Genomic DNA, 21,683 nt, shown 5'->3' with positions numbered 1-21,683 from the left:
GAACCCAGCGACGGAGCACGGTTTCACCGACATCCAGTGAACGGCTTGCTTCGGGGACAGAATATCCCTGGTCGAGCACCAGGGATGCGGCTTCGAGTTTGAATTCGGCAGTAAATGAGCGACGTAATTTTGTCATTGAACACCTCAGGTCATGGTGGCGACTTAAAATGGTGTCCGGGATGATTAGACCACTACAAACCGGCTGGAGTGGTCGTGTGCGAGAAGAACAATCTGGTTGTGAATGACGAGTGAAAAGAGGGTGATTGCCAACAGTTGTTTGGCAATCACAGGGGGCTGGAGCCCCCTGCGGGTATGAGAACGCGAGCGCAACAAGGCCGGGATAGGCGCTATTTGACCCAGCTGGCCAACATGTCGGCATTGAGCTCGGCCAGCGAGCTCAGCTGGTAGTTGGCGATGGCCAAGCGTGGGTTACCCACTAAAGCTGGGTCCGGCACGATCAGCGCTGTCATGGAGGCCGCCTTGGCCGCCAGCAGGCCGGTAAAACTGTCTTCGATGGCCAGACAGTGTACCGGTTCCACCCCCAGCTTTTCGGCGGCGTGGATGTAGACATCCGGGTGCGGTTTGCCGAAACGCTCTACTTCAGCGGAGTGAACCGCCATAAAGCGATCGCGAATGCCAAGTTTGCCGAGCACCGCTTCTACCATCGCAAAGGGGGAGGAGGTGGCCAGACCCACTTTCAGGCCGCGGGCCTCGATAAGGTCGAGCGCCTCCAGCACGCCGGCTTTGGCCTGACCTTCGGAGAGGATCAGGGCGTTGACCCGATCCAGAATGCGCTGTACCACCTCCTCCTGGCTCGGGCCGCTCCACGGGCGCAGGCGATACCAGTGGGCAACCAGCTGATCGATGCGCACGCCGATGGTCGATTCGCAATCCTCTACCGTGTGGGGGTGACCCAGTTCGGAGAAAACGGCGATTTGGGCCCGTTGCCAAAAGGGTTCCGAGTCGATCAGAACACCATCCATATCGAAGATCACGGCAGCTAACATCTTGTACTCCTGACAAATTTGAAGAGGGGATTATAAGCCTGACGGGGAAATGCAAAAGGGGCATTGCCATGCCCCTTGCGCCCGATCACATCGGCAAACGTTTGTTTTGCTATGGCAAAAAAGCCCTTAGAACAGTACATCGACCTTGGCGGCCACGGCTTTGGCTTTCTCTACCGCATCCTGGCAATCCGCTGCGCGGGCCAGCGCCACGCCAAGACGGCGGCGACCGGCGATCTCCGGTTTGCCAAACAGCCGCAGCTGGGCACCCGGCACCATCGCCAATGCCTCACCAATCCCCTGATAGCGGATATTCTGGCTGTGCCCTTCGCGCAGTACCACGGCGGAGGCGCTCGGCCCGTACTGGGTGATGGTGCCGACCGGCAGCCCCAGAATGGCGCGCACATGCAGGGCGAACTCGGAGAGATCCTGAGAGATCAGGGTCACCATGCCGGTATCGTGGGGACGCGGCGAGACTTCGCTGAACCACACTTCATCGCCTTTTATAAAGAGCTCGACTCCGAACAGGCCGTAACCACCGAGGGCCTCGACCACCTTGGCCGCTACCTCTTTGGATCGGGCCAGCGCCAGCTCGCTCATCACCTGTGGCTGCCAGGATTCGCGGTAGTCGCCATCTTCCTGCCGGTGGCCGATAGGGGCGCAGAAGTGAATGCCATCAACGGCGCGTACTGTGAGCAGGGTGATCTCGTACTCGAAGGGAACGAAGCCCTCGACGATCACCTTACCACGACCGGCGCGGCCACCCTCCTGGGCGTAGGTCCAGCTCTCATCCAGCTTGGCGAGATCGCGCAGCACGCTCTGTCCCTTGCCGGATGAGCTCATCACCGGCTTCACCACGCAGGGCAGGCCGATGGTCTCGACGGCGGCGACAAACTCCTCCTTGCTCTGGGCAAAGCGGTAGGGGGAGGTGGGCAGGCCCAGGGTCTCGGCGGCGAGGCGGCGGATTCCTTCCCGGTTCATGGTGAGCTGGGTAGCGCGGGCGTTGGGCACTACCTTGACCCCTTCTTGCTCAAGGGCAGCAAGGGTATCGGTGGCAATCGCTTCAATCTCGGGGATGATGAGGTCGGGTTTAACCTCGGCAACCAGGGCACGCAGGGCGTTGCCATCGAGCATGTCCAGCACGTGGGCAGCGTGGGCCACCTGCATGGCGGGGGCATTGGGGTAGCGGTCGGCGGCGATCACTTCGATCCCGAACCGTTGCAACTCGATGGCGACCTCCTTGCCAAGTTCGCCGGAGCCCAGCAGCAGGGCACGGGTGGCGCCGGGGCGGGTTGCGGTTCCAAACATACGATCTCTCCTGATGTCGATGGTCATTGTTGATGATCGCTATTACACAAATAGCGGACAAAAAAAGAGGCACGCATGGCGTACCTCAGGAAACGGGTTTGTGAGCGTGCTGCTCCAGATGGGTCAGCAAGGTAATGGCGCCAATGATGATGGCGGCGCCAAGCCACAGACGGCCGGGGGGCGCCCAGCCAAATACCAGCCAGCCTGCCAGCACGTTCATCGGCAGCTTGGCAAAATCGAAAGGCTGCACGAAGGAGGCCTCCGCCACGCTGTAGGCGCGAGCGATGGACATGTGCGCGAGTGCCGACAGAATGCCCGCTGCCGCCAGCAGCAGCCATTGTGGCTCGGTGGGCCACTGCCACTCCGGCAGTGCCAGCATGACGTTGAACGGGGTACTAAAGATAAGCAGATACACCACTATGGTGTGGGATGATTCGTTGGCCGCCTGATAGCGCACCATCAGGGAGTAGCCGGCCCAGAACAGCGCCGCTGCCACCGGCAGCAGGGAGGCCCAGTTGAATTCGTCAGTCCAGGGGGCGAGGATCAGCATGGCGCCGGCAAAGCCCGCCAGGGTGGCCAGAATGCGGGCGCGGCTCACCTGCTCCTTGAGCAGCAGGGCGGAGCCCAGGGTGGCAAACAGCGGTGAGGTCATCAGCAGGGCGATCCCCTGCCAGATGGGTACAGGGTACGCCAGTGCCCAGAGCCAGAGCTGGATGCCGATCACCGCCAGCAATACCCGCAACAGGTGCAACCGGAACTGATTGGTCATCAGGGATTGGCGCAAGCCGTGGCGGACCAGCCAGGGCAGCAGGCAGATCAGGGCGATCAGGTATTGATGGAAGGCGACCTGGGTAGAGGCAAGGCCGAGTTTGAAGCTGACATACTGGCTCAGGCTGTTGACGGCGGCGAAGCAGAGTCCTGCCACCATCATCCAGACTGCACCGGCCAGAGGAGAGTGCCTGCGCGAGGGTATCATGGGATCCGGGTCGCTGGAAAAAAGTGCGGCGGATCATAACGGCAATCGTTTGTTCTGCCAAGGGTTGAAGCGCGGCCGCGGGGCTGGCTGGCGAGGAAGTGGCCTTGCATCAAAAAATTTGAACAAGTTGAGCATCTATTTTCGCTATCAGCAAATAAGCACAATGTTTAGAGTGACCTCCATCGACAGCAACGCTGTTCAACCGACAACCAAATGGAGTTTCACCATGGCCAATATCCTCGTACTCAAATCCAGCATCCTGGGTCAATATTCCCAATCCAACGCCCTGATCGACGGCTTCCTGGTTGACCATCAGGATGATGCCGTCACCGTGCGTGATCTGGCTGCCCTCAACCTGCCGGTGCTGGATGGCGAGCTGGCCTCCGGCCTGCGCGGTGGTGACAACCTCAATGAACGTCAACTGGCGGTGATCGCCCAGTCTGACGAGCTGATCGCCGAGCTCAAAGCAAGCGATCTGGTGGTGATTGCGGCCCCCATGTACAACTTCAACATCCCGACCCAGCTGAAAAACTGGATCGATCTGGTGGCTCGTGCTGGCGTCACCTTCCGCTATACCGAGACCGGTCCGGTCGGTATGGTTGAAAATACCCGTGCGCTGGTGATCAGCCCCCGTGGCGGCATGCACGTTGGCAGTGCCACCGATCTGGTCACTCCCTACATGCGTACCGTGCTCGGTTTCATCGGTATCAAAGAGGTGGATTTCATCTACGCCGAGGGGATGGGTATGGGCCCGGATGCCCAGAGCAAGGGGATGGAAGCGGCCAAAGCGCAGCTTGAGGCTCTGGCTATCTAAGGGCTCTCTCTATAAGGGCTCTCTATCCCGTCAGGGGTTATCTCTTCAAGGGGTTGCCCCGCCAGATACAAGAACGCAGCCATCAGGCTGCGTTTGTTTTTGGGCTAGATATGATTGCGATAGACGTTGCTGCTACAGAGAGTATCGCGGCAAGCGGTCGGTATAGACGCTCTGGCGGAGTCACTACTCCATCATAAAGCGGCGACAACCGCGCACCAGCAGCAATGCCACCGCGACCAGCAGGCCAAGCAAGAGGGTGGTCAGCCACTGTTCGGTACTTTGCGGCAAGTGGGGCGTGAAGAGGCTGATCATCAACAGGGTACAGAGCGTGATCAACAGGCTCTGTCGGGTCATCAATATCATGGGGTCATCCTTGGTTTGCTCACCTGAAACGATTTTAATGCCCTCTTGTGACAGGGTGATGTATCCGTGCATCACCCTGTTGGGGCTCTTCAGACCATATCAGGTTTTTACCGCAGAGCCAGCGCCATCACTGGCGCTGTGATCCCGATCCCGCTAGCTCTCTTTATCTGAACTGTTTCTGCGCTGGCTGGTAGTGAAAATCGCCGCTGGCGAGCCGCGCTTCCAGTGCAGCCTGATCGATATCCTGCGCTTTGCAGAGATCATCCAGATCGTCATAGCGATCACGCAGCTGCATATTGACGACGCTCAGCAGCATGTTGATGTCCATGGTGGCGAACTTTTTCAAATCCATGATTATTTCTCCCGATCCAGTGATTGCAACTGCTCGATGGCGGCGCTGACGCTGTGCAGATGCTGGCGGATCGCCTCGCGGGATTCGCTAGGCAGATAGTCGGTCAGGGTATGTTGCCAGCTGCCCGCTTCACTCTTGAGCTGCAGGAAGAGGGCGAGCCCGGCATTGGTGAGGGAGACCAGGCTGATGCGTTTATCCTGCTCGCTGCTCTCGGTAAAGATGATCCCTTTTTCGACCAGACGGCGGATCTCGCGGGAGATGCGCACCTTGTCCATGCCGCTCGCCTCGACCAGCTCTTTCTGGCTGATGGGGTAGTTGGGGCCGAGCACCATCATCAGGCGCCATTGCGGCACGGTCAGCTGGTAACGCTGCTCATAAAACTGTTCGAAGGTATCCCGTAGCATCTCGGCGGCATGTACCAACTGATAGGGCGGGTAGTGAGCGAGTAACGCTATGATTTTTGACATATTACACCCTGCTGTGACGGCTGCATCAGATGCAGTTTCTTTTGATACTTTGACATTGATGATACGAAACTCAAGCTGATTTGTCTGACCCGGTTGCGATGAAATGTGCGGTGGCGCACGCCCTCAAGGAAAAACCGGGTCTGACCGACGGGATTTTAAGCCAACGCTGTTCAGCCTTTACGCAACCAGATGAGGGCGTTTTGCTTCAGCCAGGCCTCGCGTGTGTGGATGGCGTAGAGCGCGGCCTCGTCGCGGCTGCCCGCTTGCCAGCTTTGTGGCTCCTGTTTGGGCAGCTTGCGCTGACCCAGCAGGCAGGCCGGAATGTGCGGGTTGGCCTCGATGGCGACCAGCAGATGGGGCTTGGCTGCCTCGGCACCCTCGGTGGCAAAGACCATCAGCGCCTTGTTGTAGAGCAACCAGCTGGAGGCTTCATCGAAGCGCACCAGCAGGGCGGCCAACGCCTGCCAATCCCCTTGCAGTGCATAGAGGGTGGAGAGGTTGTAGCGGCAACCCAGCTCATCGGCCACGCAGATTGTCAGCAGCGCCAGATACTCCGCTTTGGCCTCGCCCAGCTTGCCAAGGCGCAGCAGGCAGTCGGCGCGGCCGGCTCTGGCGGCCAGCAGAGGGCGCAGTTCGGGGGCACTCCAGCCGTGACCGGCGATTTGCTGCCAGAAGGCGTCGTCAAAGAGCGGAGTGGCATCGGCGATGATCTTCTCGAACCAGCCGAGGCGGGCCTGATGATCGCGGCAGCTGTCGGCCAGCTCGAACCAGGTCTGCCACTGTTGGGCCTGCTCGCCATTGAGGGCCACATCAGCGCTGGGGGCGGCCTGATACTGGTCGAGGTTGAGCAACTGGTTGAGGGCGGTTTTCATATTCTGGCGCTGGCGCTTGCAGAACTCGACAAAGGGGAGTTCGCTGGCGGCGGCGCTATAGAGCATCTGGGCCATCTGCTTGTCGCGAAACAGGCTCAGCTCGGCGGCCAGACTGAAGCGGTACTGGGTGGTCGGGTCGTTCAAATCCTTCGGCTTGGGCCAGGTGGCAAAACCCATGCTGAAGCCATAACACCATTGACCGAGGGGGTGGCTCTGTTCGAACACCTGCTCGGGGTTATCGCTGGGCAGGCGACACTGGCTGGGTAGGGCAAGCTGGGCGTCGTCGGCTTGGGATTCCAGCTCGGCGATCAGGTGGTTGAGGGCTTCTGCGCTTTTTTCATCCAACTCGGCATCCTGTTCCAGCAGACCAGCCAGCGGGTGTTGCCAGTCAGGGCTTTCCGGCCCCACCAGACGAGCACAGAGAAAACCGTGCAGGGCCGGGTAGGTCATGTCCTGATCGCTGTGGCTCTGGATCCATTGATTAAGATGGCGGGTACGAGTGGATGGGTTCATCGACAGTTCCTCTGGATTTGAACAGCCGCGAAGTCTACCTATAAGTGGGGTTATTTGCAGCAAATGGCCGCCTGTTTGGCGATTTAATCACCATTGGCGGATAAGATAAGGGCGAAAGGGCGGCCAGTGGTGGCTTGGGGACTAGGCCGGATCACCGCTCTTGAGGTAACATGCGCGCCCATAGGGGCCATGATCAATTGGCCCATCCGGGTAATGAAAAAAGAGAGCACCATGATACAGATTGGCAAGATGAACACCCTCACCGTTGTTGAACTCGAAGACCGTGGCGCCTGGCTTGCGGCCGATGAGTACGGTGAACTGCTGCTGCCCAAACGTCAACTGCCGGAAGGGGTGAAAGAGGGGGATAGCGTGCAGGTCTTCCTCTATCTGGATGCCGATTGCGAGCCGGTGATCACCACTGACAAGCCATTTGCCATGGTGGACGAATTTGCCGGTCTGAAAGTGGTCAATGCCAACAAGATTGGTGCCTTCCTCGACTGGGGCATGAAAAAGGATCTGTTCGTGCCCAGCCGCGAGCAGAACAAGCCGATGCAGGTGGGCCACGTTTATCTGGTGCGTCTGCAACTGGATAACGAAGGGCGCATGGTCGGCACCAGCCGCATCGAGCGTTTCCTGACCCCGGCCGGCAGCAACTTCAAGGTCGGTGACGAAGTGACCGCGCTGCCGGGGGAGCACTCGCCCCTTGGCATCAAGGTGATCGTCAACGGTCAGTATCCGGGCATGCTGTTCAAGAACGAGGTGTTTGGCCGGGTGATGACCGGTCGGCCGCAAACCGCCTGGGTCAAGCAGGTGCGCGAAGATGGCAAGCTCGATCTGACCCTGCAAAAGCCGGGTCTGGCGCGGGTTGATGATGCCGGTGAGCGCATTCTGAGCCGGATGAGAAAGCAGGGCGGCAGTTTGGCGGTGGGTGACAAGAGCGAACCCGAGCTTATCTACAAGCTGTTCAGCATGAGCAAGGGCACCTTCAAGAAGGCGATCGGCGGCCTCTACAAACAGGGCAAGATTGTCATCGAAGATAACGCCATTACCCTGACCGACGCCGGTGCCGCACAGGCGCAAGCAGGCGAGCAGGCGCAGGATAGCGAATAAGATGCCGAGCCCCTGTGTTGGCCTCTGCAAGGCGAAAGATGGGCTTTGCCTTGGTTGTGGCCGCACCCTGAGCGAGATCGGCCACTGGTCGGCGCTGGAGAGCAAGGCCCAGCTGGCGGTGATGGCAGAGCTGAATGGCTCGAAAAGCACCCATCGCTGCCCGGGTTGTGGTGAACCGGCCTATTGCGCCGTCTCTGCCGGTCAGACCATCGAGCAGTGCTGGTGCAGCCAGTTGCCGGTACTGCCGATGCAGGAGGCCAGCGCCTGCTGGTGCCGCCGCTGTCTGGCTAAGGCCATTGCGGCGCAGGATTAGCAGAGAACAGCAATAAAAGAGCACAGAAACAATAAAGGCGCCGATGGCGCCTTTTTTATGCCTGCTGCTGGCGATGCCAGCGCACATGCACTTGATTCTCAGTGAGCAGACGAGGCAGCAGGAAGGTGGCAAAGATCGCCTCAAACTCATCCTGATGATCCAGCAAACCGACCCACACTTCGACCCAGCGCTCCATATCGACCGGCTCACCCAGCTCGGTCGACCAGTCAGCACTGGGCAGGGTTGCTTCGACGGCACCACGCTTTTCAAACTCCAGGGTGATGTCGACTATTTGTTCGGGGGCCAGCATATCGGCGGCCTGCTCAAGAAACTGATCATAGGCCCATTCGACCAGCTGATCCGGGGTACGCTGTTCCATGAAATCACTCCAGATACATCGAGGTTCGCTACTGTAACAATTATTGGCTGTGGCGGCCAGACCAGTGCGCCGGGCGTGGCTAGCCTGTCCAAGTTGCCGTTGGGGGAGTATGGTTAAGGCGCGGATCATCTGGCAGGGAGTAAGGGGATGAAGCAGCGGGGACGGCGGCAACAGATCAAGCGACGGCGCGAGGCCTGGTGGTGGCACTATCTGCCGCTTCACCGCGAGACGGTGGGCGGTCATCTGGGCCCACCGGAGAAACCCGATGAGCCCTGAGGATCAGTCGGCCTGATGCACCCGATTGAGGGTGATCTGACCCAGTTGCCCCATCTGGCGGCGGATCCAGACCGAGCGCTTCTGCACATAGGGTGAAGGGGGCTTGACCCGATAACGCCACGGATTGGGCAGGGCGGCGGCCAGCAGGGATGACTCGTAGCGGGTCAAGCGGCTGGCCGGTTTGCCAAAGTAGGTGCGGGCCGCGGCTTCGGCGCCATAGATGCCGGGGCCGAACTCCACGATATTGAGATAGACCTCGAGAATGCGGGCCTTGTCCCAACCCAGCTCCATCAGCAGGGTAAACCAGGCCTCCAGCCCCTTGCGCAGGAAGCTGCGATCACTCCACATAAAGAGGTTCTTGGCGGTCTGCTGGCTGAGGGTGCTGGCGCCGCGCACCCGTTCGCTGTGCTGGTTGTGCTTGAGCGCCGCGTTGATGGCATCCATGTCAAAGCCGTTGTGCTCGGCAAAGCGCTGATCCTCGGCGGCGATCACCGCCAGTTGCAGATCCTTGGAGATGGACTCCAGATCTACCCATTGATGGCGCACCTGGGTGATCTTGGCGGGCGGAAAGAGGGCCCGCTCGATACGCCAGCTCCACATCGGCGGATCGATAAAACGCAGCAAGGCGACCGAGCCGACCGAGCAGAGCAGCCCGGCCAGCGCGATCTTGCCTGCCCACCTCAACACCCGGCGCCCAAACGATGCAGATGCGCGCACGGGGGCCACGGCGTCAGGGCCAGACTCCCACTGATAATGGCTGGGATCATCGGGATCCGGAATTATTGGGGCAGCCATTCGATGTGGCAGAACTTCTCGTCAACACGGCGGGAGAGCAGCATGCGGGCAAACAGATGCTCATACTCTTGTTCTTCATTGCCAAGGCCTACCCAGATCTCGGCATAGTCGGTGTCGCTCACGGCAAAACCCACGTCCGCTTCCCAGTCATCGGCCGGGTCGGTTTCGGCCAGCAGGCCGCGGTCGTTGAACTCCTGATTGAAGCGGGCGATCTCCTGCTCCGGCAGGTTGTCAGAGGCCAGCTCCATAAAGAGTTCGAGGGCGGTATCGAGCAGTTCCTCGACGCTGTGCATTTCGTCATTCATAGACATAAGCGGTCTGTTCCAGAAAAGAGAAAAAGGTGCCGCGCAGATCACTGCCTGCGGGGCGGCGCTATTCTAGCGGTCGGCAGACCCCTTGGCGAGATGAAGCGAGCCGCTGTGACCTGTTTTTGTGCCAATAAAAAACCGGATCCAGTGACAGGATCCGGTCTTCATTGGGGGAAGGGGTCACGCATAGGGCGTCAGCTCATCCCTTCTTGTCATCGGCGAAGGTGATGTTGAGCTCCAGTACCGACAGCTCATCACTCTTCTGATCCAGTTGGACGGTTATCTTCTCCGGATCAATGTTGACGTATTTGCGGATCACATCGAGGATATCCTGCTTGAGCTGGGGCAGGTAATCCGGCCCCCCTCTGGATGAACGCTCGTGAGCAACAATGATCTGCAACCGCTCTTTGGCCAGTTGTGCGGTGTTCTGTTTCTTGTTGGAACGAAAATAATCCAATAATGACATGTTTAACTCCCGAACAGTCGGCTAAAGAAGCCCTTCTTCTCTTCTTCCAGAAAACGAAATTCCTTGGCATCGCCCAGCAGGCGGGACACCGCATCTTCGTAGGCCTGACCGGCATCGGACTCCTTGTCCAGAATAACCGGTTCGCCGGAGTTGGAGGCGCGCAGCACCGCCTGGGACTCCGGGATCACCCCGAGTAGCGGGATGGCCAGGATCTCCTGCACATCCTGCACACTTAGCATGTCGCCGCGGTTGACGCGGGTCGGGCAGTAGCGGGTCAGCAGCAGGTGCTCCTTGATGGGGTCTTCGCCACGCTCGGCGCGGCGGGACTTGGAGGCAAGGATACCAAGGATGCGGTCGGAGTCACGCACGGAAGAGACTTCCGGGTTGGTGGTGACGATCGCTTCATCGGCAAAATAGAGCGCCATCAGCGCGCCCGCCTCGATCCCCGCCGGGGAGTCGCAGACGATGTAATCGAACTTCATCTCCGCCAGCTGATCCAGGATCTTCTCGACCCCCTCACGGGTGAGGGCATCTTTGTCCCGGGTCTGGGAGGCGGGCAGGATAAACAGATTTTCAGAGCGTTTGTCTTTGATCAGCGCCTGATTGAGGTTTGCTTCCCCGTTGATGACGTTGACGAAGTCATACACCACGCGCCGCTCGCAGCCCATGATGAGATCCAGGTTTCTCAGACCGATGTCAAAGTCAATGACCACTGTCTTGTGACCACGCTGGGCTAAGCCGGTGCTCAGGGCCGCACTGGTTGTGGTCTTGCCAACGCCACCTTTACCTGATGTAACGACTATGATTCGCGCCATTCTCGCTTCCTTGTAACTCTATTTGATACGGTCTATTCGGAGTTGTTCGTTGTCCAGCCGGACGTGTACCGGTTGCTGGATCAGGCCTGCCGGCAATGCATCGCTCAGCTGGAATGTGCCCGCGATGGAGAGCAGCTCGGCCTGTAATTGCTGGCAATAGATCCGGGCCTGGGTGTTTCCCCGGGCACCGGCAATGGCTCTGCCACGCAGGGTGCCATAAATATGAATGCTGTCGTCGGCGAGCACTTCGGCTCCCGGACTGACGGACCCCAGCACCACCAACGAGGTGCCGGCGGCATAAATCTGCTGGCCGGAACGAACCGGTCCCACATGTACCTTGCTCGGGATCAAGGGGGCGGGTTCGGGCTCGGGAACCACCTCAGGGGCGGCTGGCGCGGGGGCAGGCTCGGGTTCCGGTTCGCTCTTGCGACTCTTGCCCGAGGCCATCACGGCCAGTCCCACCGCCTTGGCGGCTGTCTTCATCTCTTCACTGCGCGCCCCCGTGATGCCGACCAGCACAAATTCTTCGGACTCCACCAGCTCCTTGAGCTGTTCGAAATCGGGAATATGTTCCAGTCGGGAAACATTGATCACCAACGGTGCGCAATTAAAAAAGTAGGGTGCCTGGGCCACTTTTTCGGCCAACAACTGACGTATCCGCTCAGGCTCGCCATCGCTGATATGCAACACAGAAATAGTGAAGGTGGTCCCTTTCAATTCGTTATCGCGCTCAACCATGAATCTTCCCCGAGGCAGAGATGCTAATCCGTTATTGTTATTCAATTCCTGATGTTATAGTTTGCCCCCATCAGAGGCAATAAACTCGTCGGATTATATCAATTTCCATGTTGTGTGCAGTCTATAAAAGTCGCAAAAAAGCCGAGACCTACCTTTTTGTTGAAAAAAGAGAGGATTTCTCCCGCGTTCCCGAGCCACTGCTGAGCGCATTCGGGCGTCCCGAGCTGGTGCTGATGACCAAGCTGGATCCGGCCAAGCCCTTGGGGCTGGCTGATGTTGGCAAGGTGATGGCCGCGCTGACCAACCAGGGGTTCTACCTGCAGGTGCCGCCGCCCCCCGAGAATTTGCTGGAGCAGCACAAGGCCAGCCTGAAAAAACCATCCTGAATATCCAGCCCCGTTGTGTGATCTGCCCAGCGGGGCTAATTCTTTGTGACTCTGCATGACGCATTCCGGCTCCGGAGAGGTAGCTTGCGATAATCCCGTGACAGGATCTGGCCAAATTAAACCCTCCCTTTGGTGATATTCACTTTTCGCTGTTTAAATAGAAAGTCAATCTACTCCCAACACCATATCTTCAACCTTTGCTGGCGCTCACAAAAATAGCGAGTGGCGCGTACTCATATCCTCCATTTGAACGACTATTGGCCCATTCATCGATTATTTTTAGCCCCTTCTTTGGGTGCTTTTTTGGCCTCCACTGCTCGATGCGTTTTACATCAAACAGGGCGTAAAGAGGGCGGTGATAACGGTGCTAAAACCAGTTTGCGTGATGCGCTGTGGCCAAAATGATGAGCTAACCCCCTGTTTGTGTACTTGATTGTTTGCCCTGATCACGAAAGTGCCACATAGGAGGCAATCAATGTGGCGGCGTGATAATCCGCAGGGGGAGTGGTAACCGCGTCTTGCCAAACAAGGGTATGACCAAAGGGGGATATTGAGCTGAGGGGGCATCTCGATATCGATTAGTTGTGGAATCGTGACCGGGGCAAGATAGCAGGTACAGGTTTCATGTAGGGGCGTAATGTCCCTCTCAATGCATTGAGAAGAGTTAATCAAGGTATGTAATTAGATAGGTATGCAGACAAGGCAATCGTGGCGTAGCAGGGTATATCAGCGACGCCCTACAGTGAAATGGTCGGTATGCCGGTATAAGTGCCCGGCATCCCATTCGGGCAATAAAAAAGGCGGGATATCCCGCCTTTGTTCAGATGAGGGTCGCAACCCTTATTTATTCGCAAGCAACCTGCATCACCTTGATGGCCAGACCACCACGGGAGGTTTCACGGTACTTGGAGTCCATGTCCTTGCCGGTGATGTACATGGTCTCGATCACCTTGTCCAGGGAGACGCGCGGCTTGGAGGTACGACGCAGGGCCATACGGGAGGCGTTGACTGCCTTCATGGCGGCGATGGCGTTACGCTCGATGCAAGGCACCTGTACCTGACCGGCAACCGGATCACAGGTCAGACCCAGGTTGTGTTCCATACCGATTTCAGCGGCTTCGCAAACGTGCTCCGGGCTACCGCCCATCAGCTCGGTCAGACCGGCAGCGGCCATGGAGCAGGAGACACCCACTTCACCCTGACAGCCCACTTCGGCGCCGGAGATGGAGGCGTTCATCTTATAGAGGATGCCGACGGCACCGGCAGCCAGATAGAAACGGGTGTACTCGTCGCGGCCAACCGGCTGGATGAACTTGTCGTAGTAGGCCAGTACGGCCGGGATGATACCGGCAGCGCCGTTGGTCGGTGCAGTGACCACGCGGCCACCGGCAGCGTTCTCTTCACTCACGGCCAGAGCGAACATGTTGACCCAGTCAACGATGTTCATCGGATCGCTCGAGAGGTTCTCGTTGGTGTTGAGCTGACGGTAGAGCGGTGCGGCACGACGGGGTACGCGCAGCGGGCCGGAGAGAACGCCTTCGGTACGGCAGCCGCGCTCGATACCTTCGCGCATGGTGTTCCAGATCTTGCCGAACTTCTTGTAGATCTCTTCCGGAGTGTTGAAGCACTTCTCGTTTTCCATCATCAGGGCAGAGATGGAGAGACCGGTCTGGCTGCAGTGGGCAACCAGCTCAGCGGCGCTCTTGAACGGATAGCGTACGGACATGTCGCCGCTGTCAGCCTTGCCGAAGTTCTCTTCGTCAACGATGAAACCGCCACCGATGGAGTAGTAGGTCTTGCTGTAAACCACTTCATCTTCAATCAGGGCAGTCAGCTTCATGCCGTTTTCGTGCAGCGGCAGGGCTTCGTCGTGGAATACCATGGCGTCACGCGGGAAGCTGACGGTGTGGCAGTGCAGGCCGATCGGCAGGCGCTCGGTCTGCTCAACACGGGAGATAAACTCGGGGATGGCATCGATATCGACATTTTCCGGCAGGTTGCCAGCCAGGCCCATGATGATGGCGGTGTCGGTATGGTGGCCTTTGCCAGTCCAGGAGAGGGAGCCGTAGACGTCGACATTGATCCGGGTTACATCGCGGATCTTGCCGCCCGCGCGCAGCTCGTCAACAAACTGTTTGGCCGCTTTCATCGGGCCAACAGTGTGGGAAGAAGAGGGGCCTACACCGATTTTGAAGATATCAAAAACGCTGATCATGTCACTATTACCTCAGGGTAGAAGGGGGCGGCATGCCCACTCACAGAAATTTGGGAGATCCATGGAACGCGCTTGTCAGCGCAGGTCACAGAACCAGATAACCGTAGTGTAACGGCTCCAGACCTAAAAAAAGTTGAAATAGATCTATTTTTGTTGAATCTGAGGCGCGAGTATAAAATTTATTTTTGTGCTTATCCATTTTGTTAAGCGTTTGCCCATAAAAATACCCGGCGATGCCGGGCATTTAGGAACCAAATGGAGTCATTTGCCGTTTTTTAACATTCGGTAATGTTAACGGCGAGGCCGCCACGGGCCGTCTCCTTGTATTTGGTCTTCATGTCGTTGCCGGTCTCCCACATGGTCTTGATCACTTTGTCGAGCGACACCTTGTGCTCACCGGTGCCGCGCAGGGCGAGGCGGGCGGCATTGATCGCCTTGACCGCCCCCATGGCGTTGCGCTCGATGCAGGGCACCTGCACCAGTCCGCCGATGGGATCGCAGGTGAGGCCGAGATTGTGCTCCATGCCTATTTCGGCGGCGTTCTCCACCATGGCCGGGCTGCCCCCCAGCAGTTCGGTCAGCGCGCCAGCCGCCATGGAGCAGGCGACACCCACTTCCCCCTGACAGCCCACTTCGGCGCCGGAGAGGGAGGCGTTCTTCTTATATAAGATGCCGATGGCAGCCGCGGTGAGGAAGTAGCGGATCAGCGTCTCGTCATCCACCTTGTGCACGAAGCGATCGTAGTAGTGCAGCACGGCGGGGATGATGCCCGCAGCGCCATTGGTGGGGGCGGTCACCACCCGGCCACCGGCGGCGTTCTCTTCATTGACGGCCAGCGCAAACAGGTCGACCCACTCCATCACCATCAGCGGGTCCTTGTTGAAGTTGGTCTCGCAGCTTAGCTGGCGGAACAGCCCCGGGGCGCGGCGCCGAACCTTGAGGCCGCCCGGCAGCACCCCTTCGCTTTTGCAGCCTCGCTCGACGCAGCCCTGCATCGCCTGCCAGATCTTGCGCAGCCCCGCTTTTATCTGCTCATCGCTGCGAAAGACCCGCTCATTGGCGAGGATAAGCCCCGAGATGGAGAGGCCGCTCTCCTGACAATGGGCCAGCAGTTGAGCGCCGCTGTCGAACGGGTAGGGGACAGGGTGTTCGGCATCGGACTTGGCGGCCTCCTCCTTGGCGGTGACAAAGTGGCTCTCTTCAATGATGAAGCCGCCCCCGATGGAGTAGTAGGTCTGGCTGAAGCGCAGGTTTTCCTCTTTATCAAAGGCCCGCAGAGTCATGCCGTTGGTGTGGGCCGGCAGGGTCTTGCGGCGGTTGAAGATGATGGCACCGGTGCGCGGAAAATGGCTTGGTTGCTCGCCTGCCAGCGGCAGGCTCTGTTCCTTTTCCACTCGAGCCAGAATGGCAGGAATCGCATCGATATCGACCGATTCCGGTTCAAAACCCGATAACCCCAGAATGATTGCCTTGCCGGTACCGTGCCCTTTGCCGGTCTGGCCCAGCGAGCCGTAACACTCCACTTCGACCCGCGTGACCTGTGGCAGATGCCCTTGCAACTTGAGCTGCTGGACGAAGGCATAGGAGGCACGCATGGGGCCGACGGTATGGGAAGAGGAGGGGCCAATTCCGATGGAAAACAGGTCAAACACGCTGATCATGACATCAATCCGGTGATGGTTTATGTCTGTTTATTCTAGGATTTTTGCCATGGATAGGAAGCGAGGATGTGCGGTGCTGTGACATGGACACAGATAATGGGGCTGGGGGGACCAAGAAAGTTGAAGGGGCTGATCCCCTTCAACCGGCCTGATCAGTCGAGAAATTCGCACAGATAGGCAGTGGGGGTTTTCACTTCCAGTTTGAAGGAAGAGTGACCGGCCACCAGGAAGGATTCACCCTGGCTGTAGGTGTGCCACTCATCTTCATCAGCCAGCTGGATGGTGAGGGCGCCCTTGATCACTGTCATCCGTTCGGGGGCGGCGGTGTTGAACAGGTAGTCACCGGCGTTCATCACCCCGACGGTTGATTTATCGCCTTTTTGTTCGAAACCGATGGATTTTACATTTCCGTCGAAATACTCGTTAACTTTCAGCATCTTTACATCCCTGTATGTACGTTTGTGCAGCCAAACTAGCACAATCTTTTGCCAGTTGTCATGGGGGATGAGGTAAAAATCGCCGAGACCGCTTTGAATCTTCACTTTTTCGCAAACTTATTAATAGCCAAGGTTAATGATTTGCTGATTTAAAACAGCAATTAAATGTGAGATAACACGCGCAAACAGGGGAATGGGCAGCCGCTCATTCCCCTGTTTGGTTAATTGCACTGGGAAAAGTGTGAATTTTGCTACATAAAGGAACATATTGTGTTAACTAAAGGACTCATTAAAAACATCGGCTTCCAGGTTGTGGTCGCCATGGTACTGGGCGCAGTGGTCGGCGCGTTCATGGGTGAACAAGCCACCGTGTTTGCACCGCTCGGTACCCTGTTTATCCAGCTGATCAAGATGCTGGTGATCCCGCTGGTGGCGGTAGCCATCCTCTCCGGCGCCGCCAATCTGGGCGCCAGCCCGGCTGCGGGCAAGATCGGGGCAGCGACGCTGGCCTTCTTCCTTGGTACATCAGCGTTGGCCGTGTTGCTGGCACTGGTAATGGGGCAGATCTTCAAACCGGGTGTCGGGGTCGATTTCGCTTCCGTCGCCTCCATGTTTGGCGGTGACTACGCCGATAAAGGGGCGCTGCCGGATGCAGTCGCCACCCTGCTTGGCATGATCCCCACCAACGTCTTCAACTCCCTCAACGAAGCGAACATCCTGCAGATCCTGGTGTTCTGCATGTTCCTCGGCATTGCGCTGGCCAAACAGCCGCGCGAGCGGGCCAAGCCACTGGTCGATGGGCTCAATACCCTGGTGGATGCCTTCGTCTGGATGATCAACAAGGTGATGATCATCGCACCACTCGGGGTGTTCGGTCTGATGGCGGAAGCCATCGGTACTTATGGCTTCGACGTGCTGACCCTGGTACTCAAGCTGTTCGTGGTCTATGTGGCTGCCATCCTCATCTTCGGTTTTGTGGTCTATCCGCTGCTGGTGATGATGTTCTCCAACACGCCGGTGATGAAGTACCTCTCTGCCATGAAGAAGCCGCAGATCGTGGCCTTCTCCACCGCCTCTTCCATGGCGACCCTGCCGGTCAATATGGAGACCTGCGAGCATGATCTGAAAGTGACCAACGCGACCGCTTCCTTCGTGCTGCCGCTGGGAGCCACCATCAATATGAGCGGCAACGCCATCTATTACGGTCTGGTCGCCATCTTCTTCGCGCAGGTTTACAACATCGATCTGAGCGTCGGTGCCTGGGCGGCCATCATTGTGACCTCCACTCTGGGGGCGATCGGTCAGGCCGGTGTGCCGGGCCCAAGCTTCCTGGTGGTTGCCGTGCTGCTGGCGGCCGGGATCCCCATTGAAGGGTTGCCGCTGCTGTTCGCGCTGGATCGTCTGTTCGACATGATCCGCACCTCCCTCAATATCACCGGCGATGCGGCCTGTGCTGTCATTGTTGACCGCTTCAGCCCGGAATATGACCCGCAGCGTTGGAACAAGGCATAACTGCTTTGAGCTGGACTGGGATATAACAGCCCTAAGCTGACACTGAGAAACGCGAGCCCCTGCCATGATGGCGGGGGCTTTTTTATATCTGCCGGACAAGTATCAGAGCAAAGGTGTGCACAAGAGATTGCTGACGGATGTAGCTGTGTTGAATGGAGAGCACGGGAGGGAAAACATCAGTTGTGGGCATGGGCCGTATGGCGTCAACCGGCCTGTTGTAGATGCCGGGGGAGGGGATTGTCAAACGGCGGGTAACAAAAAGGGGAGCCTTGCTCCCCTCGGATATGATCTGCTGCTGGTTCTACTCCATCAGGCCATATGGTTAAACCATCCTGGTTACACCCTTGTGGCGAAAGAAACAGCGTCAACGTGATGAAATCATATCTATGTTGACCATCTCGGAATTATTACTGAAAAGCGCCAGTTGGTGGCGATTAAACAGACATGGCAAAGAGGGTCGGTCCGGATTGATGCCTCTCTATCCGGCTCAGAACTGTGACAGTGAGGGCAGAGAGACAGCAACCAGGGTGAAAAACACCGTGAAAACGGCAGTGACGACAAACTCTTTCATTTTTCTCTCCCTAAGTTGTTGGTTGATGTAGTCAAGATACCATAACAAGGGGGTAAAACAAGGTGTAAATTGATAAAATAGCTTCTTTGTGTGCGTGGTTGGTTGAGATGTCTATTTTTGTCATATTGAGCTGATTTTATCACCTTATCTGGCAGGGGAGGCATTCAAGACTCTGTCCTTATGATTATTTCATTTAAATTCAATTGGTTGGTGAGCTGCTGGTTGGCTTGGTAATGGGTTTTGCATGGGGCTTCAATGGGGGTTTATAAGTTTTCACCCTCATAATGGCGTCATTAAGGCCATGAAAAGTGTGCGAGGCAATGATTTGACGATACCTGACGTAGATAGCCCATCCAAAAGAAGTCTATGGAGACAATCTGGTTGCCAGCCCTTGTCACACCATCACTTTATCAGTCCAGAGTCTCCGCATTTTTACAGCAATACACGGGGTTCATAGGGATGAGAGCCGTACATCGGGGGGATACAGAGTGGCAACTGGCTGTTTTATCACCGCCAATTTTCCCGTCGGCCTCGGAATAGACATGGCCACAGCAAGAGTGAGGTGCGCAATAGGCCAGAGGCGTATTCTCTGGCTGGGCTGGGCTGGGCTGGGCTGGGCGCGAGTAGCGATCCGCGTAGCCGGTGCATCTGCGTGAGTCATGTGAGTGCAATACGAGAGCTGCGCCGGAGCATGGTTGGGGAAGATATCTGAATCCCCTCTACAAGATTGAGATATAAAAAGCGGCGTATGAAGAGGAGGCTGAACAAGCTGGTTTCAGGGGCGACAGAGCACAGGTCAACGCAATCCGGTTCGCAGTGATAAAACATCCACGACAATACCAGAACTCTGTTCGTAGGTTGAAGCCGGTTGCTGTGAGGAGAGGAAGGCTGGTGATCAGTCAGATGGCGCAAGGGTTGAGAATCAGGCAACCCTTATGGTGAGGGCCACACAGCGTGCCGATGCCCCCGTTTTTGTAAGATATAAAAAAACCCTCCGATGGAGGGTTTTTGTCATCAACAGCCGGTTAAAAACCGCGAGGCTTAGAACAGGGTGGTGGAGAGGTTGTACAGCTCCTGATCGAACGGACGCTTCATGTTCTCGATACAGTCGATGATGTCGTGGTGTACCAGCTCGTTGCGCTGGATACCGACGCAGCGACCACCGTGGCCAGCCAGCAGCTGCTCAACGGCGTAAGCCCCCATACGGCTGGACATGATGCGGTCACGAGCAGTCGGTGCTCCGCCACGCTGGATGTGGCCCAGGATGGTGGCGCGGGTTTCACGACCGGTCAGGGCTTCGATGTCCTTGGCCAGCGCGTTCACGTCGGTCACATGCTCGCAGATGGTGATGATGGCGTGCTTCTTGCCCTTGGCTTCGCCTTCCTTGATCTGCTTGAGCAGCTTCTCTTTGTCGAAGGCTACTTCCGGCACGATCACATACTCGGCACCACCGGCAACGGCTGCAGACATGGCCAGATCGCCACAGTGGCGGCCCATGATCTCGACCACTGAGATACGGTGGTGGGAGCTGCAGGTGTCGCGCAGGCGGTCGATGGCGTCAACCACCACGTTCAGGGCAGTATCAAAGCCGATGGTGAAGTCGGTACCGGCGATGTCGTTGTCGATGGTGCCCGGCAGGCCGATGCAGGGGAAACCCTCTTCGGTCAGCTTCTTGGCACCCATGTAGGAGCCGTCACCACCGATGACGACCAGCGCATCGATACCGTGCTTTTTCAGGTTTTCGATCGCTTCGGCGCGCACTGCGGGGTCTTTGAAGGCAGGGAAACGGGCGGAGCCGAGGAAAGTACCACCACGGTTCACCACGTCGGAGACGCTGTGACGCTCCAGCTTGACGATGCGATCCTGGTGCAGGCCGAGGTAGCCATCATAAATACCATAAACTTCCAGGCCATGATGCAAACCGGCGCGAACCACGGCGCGAATGGCTGCGTTCATACCCGGTGCGTCGCCACCACTGGTCAAAACACCAATACGTTTGATTTGTTTGGTCATGAGTGCCTCTGGATCTGAGTTGTCAAATACGAATGTTTAAATAGACAAGCCACTTTTACTATATCGGCTTTCATATGGGATGCGGGGGCCACCATAGGAAAAGCGATACAAGAGAGGGGACGAGCCCCTCTCTTTGCCGTAATCAGCGATTACTTGGCTGCGCCAGCGATGATCTGGGAGAAGTCGTCCACTTTCAGGGACGCACCACCGACCAGGCCACCGTCGATGTCCGGCTGACCGAACAGGTCGGCAGCAGTGGCGCCAGTGACGGAACCGCCGTACAGGATCTGTACTTTGGCAGCAACGGCGGCATCAAAACCGGCCAGGTACTGACGGATGTGAGCGTGAACGGACTGAGCGATCTCCGGAGTGGCAGTCTTACCGGTACCGATGGCCCATACCGGCTCGTAAGCGATAACGGCGTTGTTGAAGGAGGCGATGCCGCAACGGTCGATAACGGCTTTCAGCTGGGTCTCAACCACGTTCTTGGTCACGCCGGCTTCGAACTGCTCCAGAGTTTCACCGATGCACAGAACCGGCACCAGGCCGCCTTTCTGGATCGCTTCATACTTGGCAGCAACCACGTCGTCGGTCTCTGCGTGCAGGGTACGACGCTCGCTGTGGCCGACCAGAGAGTAGGTGCAACCAAAGGCTTTCAGCATGGAGGGGGCGTTTTCGCCGGTGAAGGCACCAGACTCGTGAACGTCAGCGTTCTGGGCACCGTAGGCAATCTTGCTGCCAGCGGTCAGTTGCTCAACCAGACCCAAAAAGATAACCGGCGGGCAGACGGCGACTTGCACAGAAGGATGAGCGGCAGCAGCCGGGGTCAGTCCTTTGATCAGAGCTTCTACAGAAGCTTTGGTGCCGTTCAGTTTCCAGTTACCCATTACCAGGTGCTGTCTCATCTTGTATATCTCCTAGGCATTTGATTGCGCGACATTATATGAATTGAACCGAGCCCAAGATAGCTGACCCGGCGGCAAATGACGTAATTTTTTTTCGCTTTCCTGATCCAAATC

25 protein-coding genes are annotated in these 21,683 nt (G+C 57.5%); 6 read left to right on the top strand and 19 right to left on the bottom strand.

Going from position 1 to position 21,683, the window contains the following annotated elements; all coding sequences use genetic code 11:
• The 4 genes from AB5Y86_RS18295 to AB5Y86_RS18280 form a co-directional block, all read right to left on the bottom strand.
• Positions 1–136: transposase (locus AB5Y86_RS18295; RefSeq protein ID WP_368193730.1), on the bottom strand; the 136-nt coding region annotated here is incomplete at its 3' end.
• 211 nt (positions 137–347) lie between these two features.
• Positions 348–1,007, bottom strand: coding sequence for a hexitol phosphatase HxpB (gene hxpB, locus AB5Y86_RS18290; protein ID WP_368177318.1), 660 nt, complete (start codon positions 1,005–1,007; stop codon positions 348–350).
• Between the two features lie 126 nt (positions 1,008–1,133).
• Positions 1,134–2,312 (bottom strand): formate-dependent phosphoribosylglycinamide formyltransferase, encoded by a 1,179-nt coding sequence (purT, locus tag AB5Y86_RS18285; protein ID WP_368193724.1) that lies wholly within the window; start codon positions 2,310–2,312, stop codon positions 1,134–1,136.
• A gap of 85 nt (positions 2,313–2,397) precedes the next feature.
• A complete protein-coding gene (locus AB5Y86_RS18280) occupies positions 2,398–3,240 on the bottom strand; it encodes a DMT family transporter (protein ID WP_368193728.1) in 843 nt (280 codons plus the stop codon).
• A 274-nt stretch (positions 3,241–3,514) separates the two neighbouring features.
• Between AB5Y86_RS18280 and AB5Y86_RS18275 the strand changes: the two genes are divergently transcribed.
• On the top strand, positions 3,515–4,102 hold the full coding sequence (locus tag AB5Y86_RS18275) for an FMN-dependent NADH-azoreductase (RefSeq protein ID WP_279504603.1): 588 nt from the start codon (positions 3,515–3,517) through the stop codon (positions 4,100–4,102).
• A 183-nt stretch (positions 4,103–4,285) separates the two neighbouring features.
• Here the strand turns inward: AB5Y86_RS18275 and AB5Y86_RS18270 are convergent, their stop codons facing one another.
• The 4 genes from AB5Y86_RS18270 to AB5Y86_RS18255 all read right to left on the bottom strand — a co-directional run bounded on the left by AB5Y86_RS18270 (position 4,286) and on the right by AB5Y86_RS18255 (position 6,669).
• Positions 4,286–4,465: a hypothetical protein gene (locus tag AB5Y86_RS18270; protein ID WP_005336860.1), complete on the bottom strand. Its 180-nt coding sequence runs from the start codon at positions 4,463–4,465 to the stop codon at positions 4,286–4,288.
• 163 nt (positions 4,466–4,628) lie between these two features.
• Positions 4,629–4,817 carry a DUF4250 domain-containing protein gene (locus AB5Y86_RS18265; RefSeq protein ID WP_005336858.1) on the bottom strand — a complete coding sequence of 63 codons (189 nt, stop codon included), beginning with the start codon at positions 4,815–4,817 and terminating at the stop codon, positions 4,629–4,631.
• A gap of 2 nt (positions 4,818–4,819) precedes the next feature.
• A complete protein-coding gene (locus AB5Y86_RS18260; RefSeq protein ID WP_005336856.1) occupies positions 4,820–5,284 on the bottom strand; it encodes a MarR family winged helix-turn-helix transcriptional regulator in 465 nt (154 codons plus the stop codon).
• Positions 5,285–5,454: 170 nt separating this feature from the next.
• Complete coding sequence (locus AB5Y86_RS18255; RefSeq protein ID WP_368193722.1) at positions 5,455–6,669, bottom strand: UPF0149 family protein; 1,215 nt, start codon at positions 6,667–6,669, stop codon at positions 5,455–5,457.
• A 231-nt stretch (positions 6,670–6,900) separates the two neighbouring features.
• Between AB5Y86_RS18255 and AB5Y86_RS18250 the strand changes: the two genes are divergently transcribed.
• Together AB5Y86_RS18250 and AB5Y86_RS18245 are read left to right on the top strand one after the other, a co-directional pair.
• Positions 6,901–7,779 carry a S1 RNA-binding domain-containing protein gene (locus tag AB5Y86_RS18250; protein WP_231554908.1) on the top strand — a complete coding sequence of 293 codons (879 nt, stop codon included), beginning with the start codon at positions 6,901–6,903 and terminating at the stop codon, positions 7,777–7,779.
• 1 nt (position 7,780) lies between these two features.
• Entirely contained in the window at positions 7,781–8,092 is a 312-nt protein-coding gene (locus AB5Y86_RS18245) for a DUF1289 domain-containing protein (RefSeq protein ID WP_235462392.1), read from the top strand.
• 55 nt (positions 8,093–8,147) lie between these two features.
• On the opposite strand, the gene AB5Y86_RS18240 is transcribed toward AB5Y86_RS18245, so the two are convergent.
• The gene (locus AB5Y86_RS18240) at positions 8,148–8,471 is read right to left on the bottom strand and encodes an HI1450 family dsDNA-mimic protein (protein WP_368193718.1); all 324 of its coding nucleotides are present in this window, start codon (positions 8,469–8,471) and stop codon (positions 8,148–8,150) included.
• A gap of 147 nt (positions 8,472–8,618) precedes the next feature.
• On the opposite strand from AB5Y86_RS18240, the gene AB5Y86_RS18235 reads away from it, so the two are divergent.
• Positions 8,619–8,747 carry a hypothetical protein gene (locus tag AB5Y86_RS18235; RefSeq protein ID WP_019445852.1) on the top strand — a complete coding sequence of 43 codons (129 nt, stop codon included), beginning with the start codon at positions 8,619–8,621 and terminating at the stop codon, positions 8,745–8,747.
• Between the two features lie 3 nt (positions 8,748–8,750).
• Here AB5Y86_RS18235 and mtgA read toward each other — a convergent pair whose 3' ends face one another.
• From mtgA to minC, 5 genes are all read right to left on the bottom strand, one after another.
• Positions 8,751–9,542: a monofunctional biosynthetic peptidoglycan transglycosylase gene (mtgA, locus tag AB5Y86_RS18230; RefSeq protein ID WP_368193716.1), complete on the bottom strand. Its 792-nt coding sequence runs from the start codon at positions 9,540–9,542 to the stop codon at positions 8,751–8,753.
• Positions 9,527–9,853 carry an HI1450 family dsDNA-mimic protein gene (locus tag AB5Y86_RS18225; RefSeq protein WP_005352317.1) on the bottom strand — a complete coding sequence of 109 codons (327 nt, stop codon included), beginning with the start codon at positions 9,851–9,853 and terminating at the stop codon, positions 9,527–9,529. The genes mtgA and AB5Y86_RS18225 overlap by 16 nt, the downstream gene beginning before the upstream one ends.
• Before the next feature lie 196 nt (positions 9,854–10,049).
• Positions 10,050–10,316, bottom strand: a complete 267-nt coding sequence (gene minE / locus AB5Y86_RS18220) for a cell division topological specificity factor MinE (RefSeq protein WP_005336848.1) — start codon at positions 10,314–10,316, stop codon at positions 10,050–10,052.
• A 2-nt stretch (positions 10,317–10,318) separates the two neighbouring features.
• Positions 10,319–11,131 carry a septum site-determining protein MinD gene (gene minD, locus AB5Y86_RS18215; RefSeq protein ID WP_005336847.1) on the bottom strand — a complete coding sequence of 271 codons (813 nt, stop codon included), beginning with the start codon at positions 11,129–11,131 and terminating at the stop codon, positions 10,319–10,321.
• 18 nt (positions 11,132–11,149) lie between these two features.
• The gene (gene minC, locus AB5Y86_RS18210) at positions 11,150–11,869 is read right to left on the bottom strand and encodes a septum site-determining protein MinC (protein ID WP_013723728.1); all 720 of its coding nucleotides are present in this window, start codon (positions 11,867–11,869) and stop codon (positions 11,150–11,152) included.
• Positions 11,870–11,976: 107 nt separating this feature from the next.
• Between minC and AB5Y86_RS18205 the strand changes: the two genes are divergently transcribed.
• Positions 11,977–12,255, top strand: a complete 279-nt coding sequence (locus AB5Y86_RS18205) for a YcgL domain-containing protein (protein ID WP_005360946.1) — start codon at positions 11,977–11,979, stop codon at positions 12,253–12,255.
• Positions 12,256–13,099: 844 nt separating this feature from the next.
• Here the strand turns inward: AB5Y86_RS18205 and AB5Y86_RS18200 are convergent.
• The 3 genes from AB5Y86_RS18200 to AB5Y86_RS18190 all read right to left on the bottom strand — a co-directional run bounded on the left by AB5Y86_RS18200 (position 13,100) and on the right by AB5Y86_RS18190 (position 16,568).
• On the bottom strand, positions 13,100–14,470 hold the full coding sequence (locus AB5Y86_RS18200) for an L-serine ammonia-lyase (RefSeq protein WP_005336844.1): 1,371 nt from the start codon (positions 14,468–14,470) through the stop codon (positions 13,100–13,102).
• Positions 14,471–14,745: 275 nt separating this feature from the next.
• Positions 14,746–16,131, bottom strand: a complete 1,386-nt coding sequence (locus AB5Y86_RS18195; protein ID WP_368193714.1) for an L-serine ammonia-lyase — start codon at positions 16,129–16,131, stop codon at positions 14,746–14,748.
• Positions 16,132–16,283: 152 nt separating this feature from the next.
• Complete coding sequence (locus AB5Y86_RS18190) at positions 16,284–16,568, bottom strand: pyrimidine/purine nucleoside phosphorylase (RefSeq protein WP_021230003.1); 285 nt, start codon at positions 16,566–16,568, stop codon at positions 16,284–16,286.
• Between the two features lie 270 nt (positions 16,569–16,838).
• Here AB5Y86_RS18190 and AB5Y86_RS18185 point away from each other — a divergent pair, with 270 nt between their 5' ends.
• Positions 16,839–18,080, top strand: a complete 1,242-nt coding sequence (locus AB5Y86_RS18185; protein WP_139474291.1) for a dicarboxylate/amino acid:cation symporter — start codon at positions 16,839–16,841, stop codon at positions 18,078–18,080.
• A 1,612-nt stretch (positions 18,081–19,692) separates the two neighbouring features.
• Here AB5Y86_RS18185 and pfkA read toward each other — a convergent pair.
• Both pfkA and tpiA read right to left on the bottom strand, forming a co-directional pair.
• The gene (gene pfkA, locus AB5Y86_RS18180; RefSeq protein ID WP_005336840.1) at positions 19,693–20,664 is read right to left on the bottom strand and encodes a 6-phosphofructokinase; all 972 of its coding nucleotides are present in this window, start codon (positions 20,662–20,664) and stop codon (positions 19,693–19,695) included.
• A gap of 149 nt (positions 20,665–20,813) precedes the next feature.
• Complete coding sequence (gene tpiA / locus AB5Y86_RS18175) at positions 20,814–21,569, bottom strand: triose-phosphate isomerase (protein WP_005336839.1); 756 nt, start codon at positions 21,567–21,569, stop codon at positions 20,814–20,816.
• Between the last annotated feature and the right edge of the window lie 114 nt (positions 21,570–21,683).

The sequence above is a fragment of the Aeromonas sp. s8 genome (assembly GCF_040907785.1).
GTDB lineage: Bacteria > Pseudomonadota > Gammaproteobacteria > Enterobacterales > Aeromonadaceae > Aeromonas > Aeromonas veronii.
The sequence above is the reverse complement of the archived record's forward strand: the minus strand, read 5'-3'. Positions and strand labels throughout refer to the sequence as shown.

Bases quoted from the DNA above. Each gene is read 5' to 3' on its own strand.
- hxpB (WP_368177318.1), bottom strand. From the start codon at position 1,007: ATGTTAGCTGCCGTGATCTTCGATATGGATGGTGTTCTGATCGACTCG.
- purT (WP_368193724.1), bottom strand. From the start codon at position 2,312: ATGTTTGGAACCGCAACCCGCCCCGGCGCCACCCGTGCCCTGCTGCTG.
- AB5Y86_RS18280 (WP_368193728.1), bottom strand. From the start codon at position 3,240: ATGGTGGCAGGACTCTGCTTCGCCGCCGTCAACAGCCTGAGCCAGTAT.
- AB5Y86_RS18275 (WP_279504603.1), top strand. From the start codon at position 3,515: ATGGCCAATATCCTCGTACTCAAATCCAGCATCCTGGGTCAATATTCC.
- AB5Y86_RS18270 (WP_005336860.1), bottom strand. From the start codon at position 4,465: ATGATATTGATGACCCGACAGAGCCTGTTGATCACGCTCTGTACCCTG.
- AB5Y86_RS18265 (WP_005336858.1), bottom strand. From the start codon at position 4,817: ATGGATTTGAAAAAGTTCGCCACCATGGACATCAACATGCTGCTGAGC.
- AB5Y86_RS18260 (WP_005336856.1), bottom strand. From the start codon at position 5,284: ATGTCAAAAATCATAGCGTTACTCGCTCACTACCCGCCCTATCAGTTG.
- AB5Y86_RS18255 (WP_368193722.1), bottom strand. From the start codon at position 6,669: ATGAACCCATCCACTCGTACCCGCCATCTTAATCAATGGATCCAGAGC.
- AB5Y86_RS18250 (WP_231554908.1), top strand. From the start codon at position 6,901: ATGATACAGATTGGCAAGATGAACACCCTCACCGTTGTTGAACTCGAA.
- AB5Y86_RS18245 (WP_235462392.1), top strand. From the start codon at position 7,781: ATGCCGAGCCCCTGTGTTGGCCTCTGCAAGGCGAAAGATGGGCTTTGC.
- AB5Y86_RS18240 (WP_368193718.1), bottom strand. From the start codon at position 8,471: ATGGAACAGCGTACCCCGGATCAGCTGGTCGAATGGGCCTATGATCAG.
- AB5Y86_RS18235 (WP_019445852.1), top strand. From the start codon at position 8,619: ATGAAGCAGCGGGGACGGCGGCAACAGATCAAGCGACGGCGCGAGGCC.
- mtgA (WP_368193716.1), bottom strand. From the start codon at position 9,542: ATGGCTGCCCCAATAATTCCGGATCCCGATGATCCCAGCCATTATCAG.
- AB5Y86_RS18225 (WP_005352317.1), bottom strand. From the start codon at position 9,853: ATGTCTATGAATGACGAAATGCACAGCGTCGAGGAACTGCTCGATACC.
- minE (WP_005336848.1), bottom strand. From the start codon at position 10,316: ATGTCATTATTGGATTATTTTCGTTCCAACAAGAAACAGAACACCGCA.
- minD (WP_005336847.1), bottom strand. From the start codon at position 11,131: ATGGCGCGAATCATAGTCGTTACATCAGGTAAAGGTGGCGTTGGCAAG.
- minC (WP_013723728.1), bottom strand. From the start codon at position 11,869: ATGGTTGAGCGCGATAACGAATTGAAAGGGACCACCTTCACTATTTCT.
- AB5Y86_RS18205 (WP_005360946.1), top strand. From the start codon at position 11,977: ATGTTGTGTGCAGTCTATAAAAGTCGCAAAAAAGCCGAGACCTACCTT.
- AB5Y86_RS18200 (WP_005336844.1), bottom strand. From the start codon at position 14,470: ATGATCAGCGTTTTTGATATCTTCAAAATCGGTGTAGGCCCCTCTTCT.
- AB5Y86_RS18195 (WP_368193714.1), bottom strand. From the start codon at position 16,131: ATGATCAGCGTGTTTGACCTGTTTTCCATCGGAATTGGCCCCTCCTCT.
- AB5Y86_RS18190 (WP_021230003.1), bottom strand. From the start codon at position 16,568: ATGCTGAAAGTTAACGAGTATTTCGACGGAAATGTAAAATCCATCGGT.
- pfkA (WP_005336840.1), bottom strand. From the start codon at position 20,664: ATGACCAAACAAATCAAACGTATTGGTGTTTTGACCAGTGGTGGCGAC.
- tpiA (WP_005336839.1), bottom strand. From the start codon at position 21,569: ATGAGACAGCACCTGGTAATGGGTAACTGGAAACTGAACGGCACCAAA.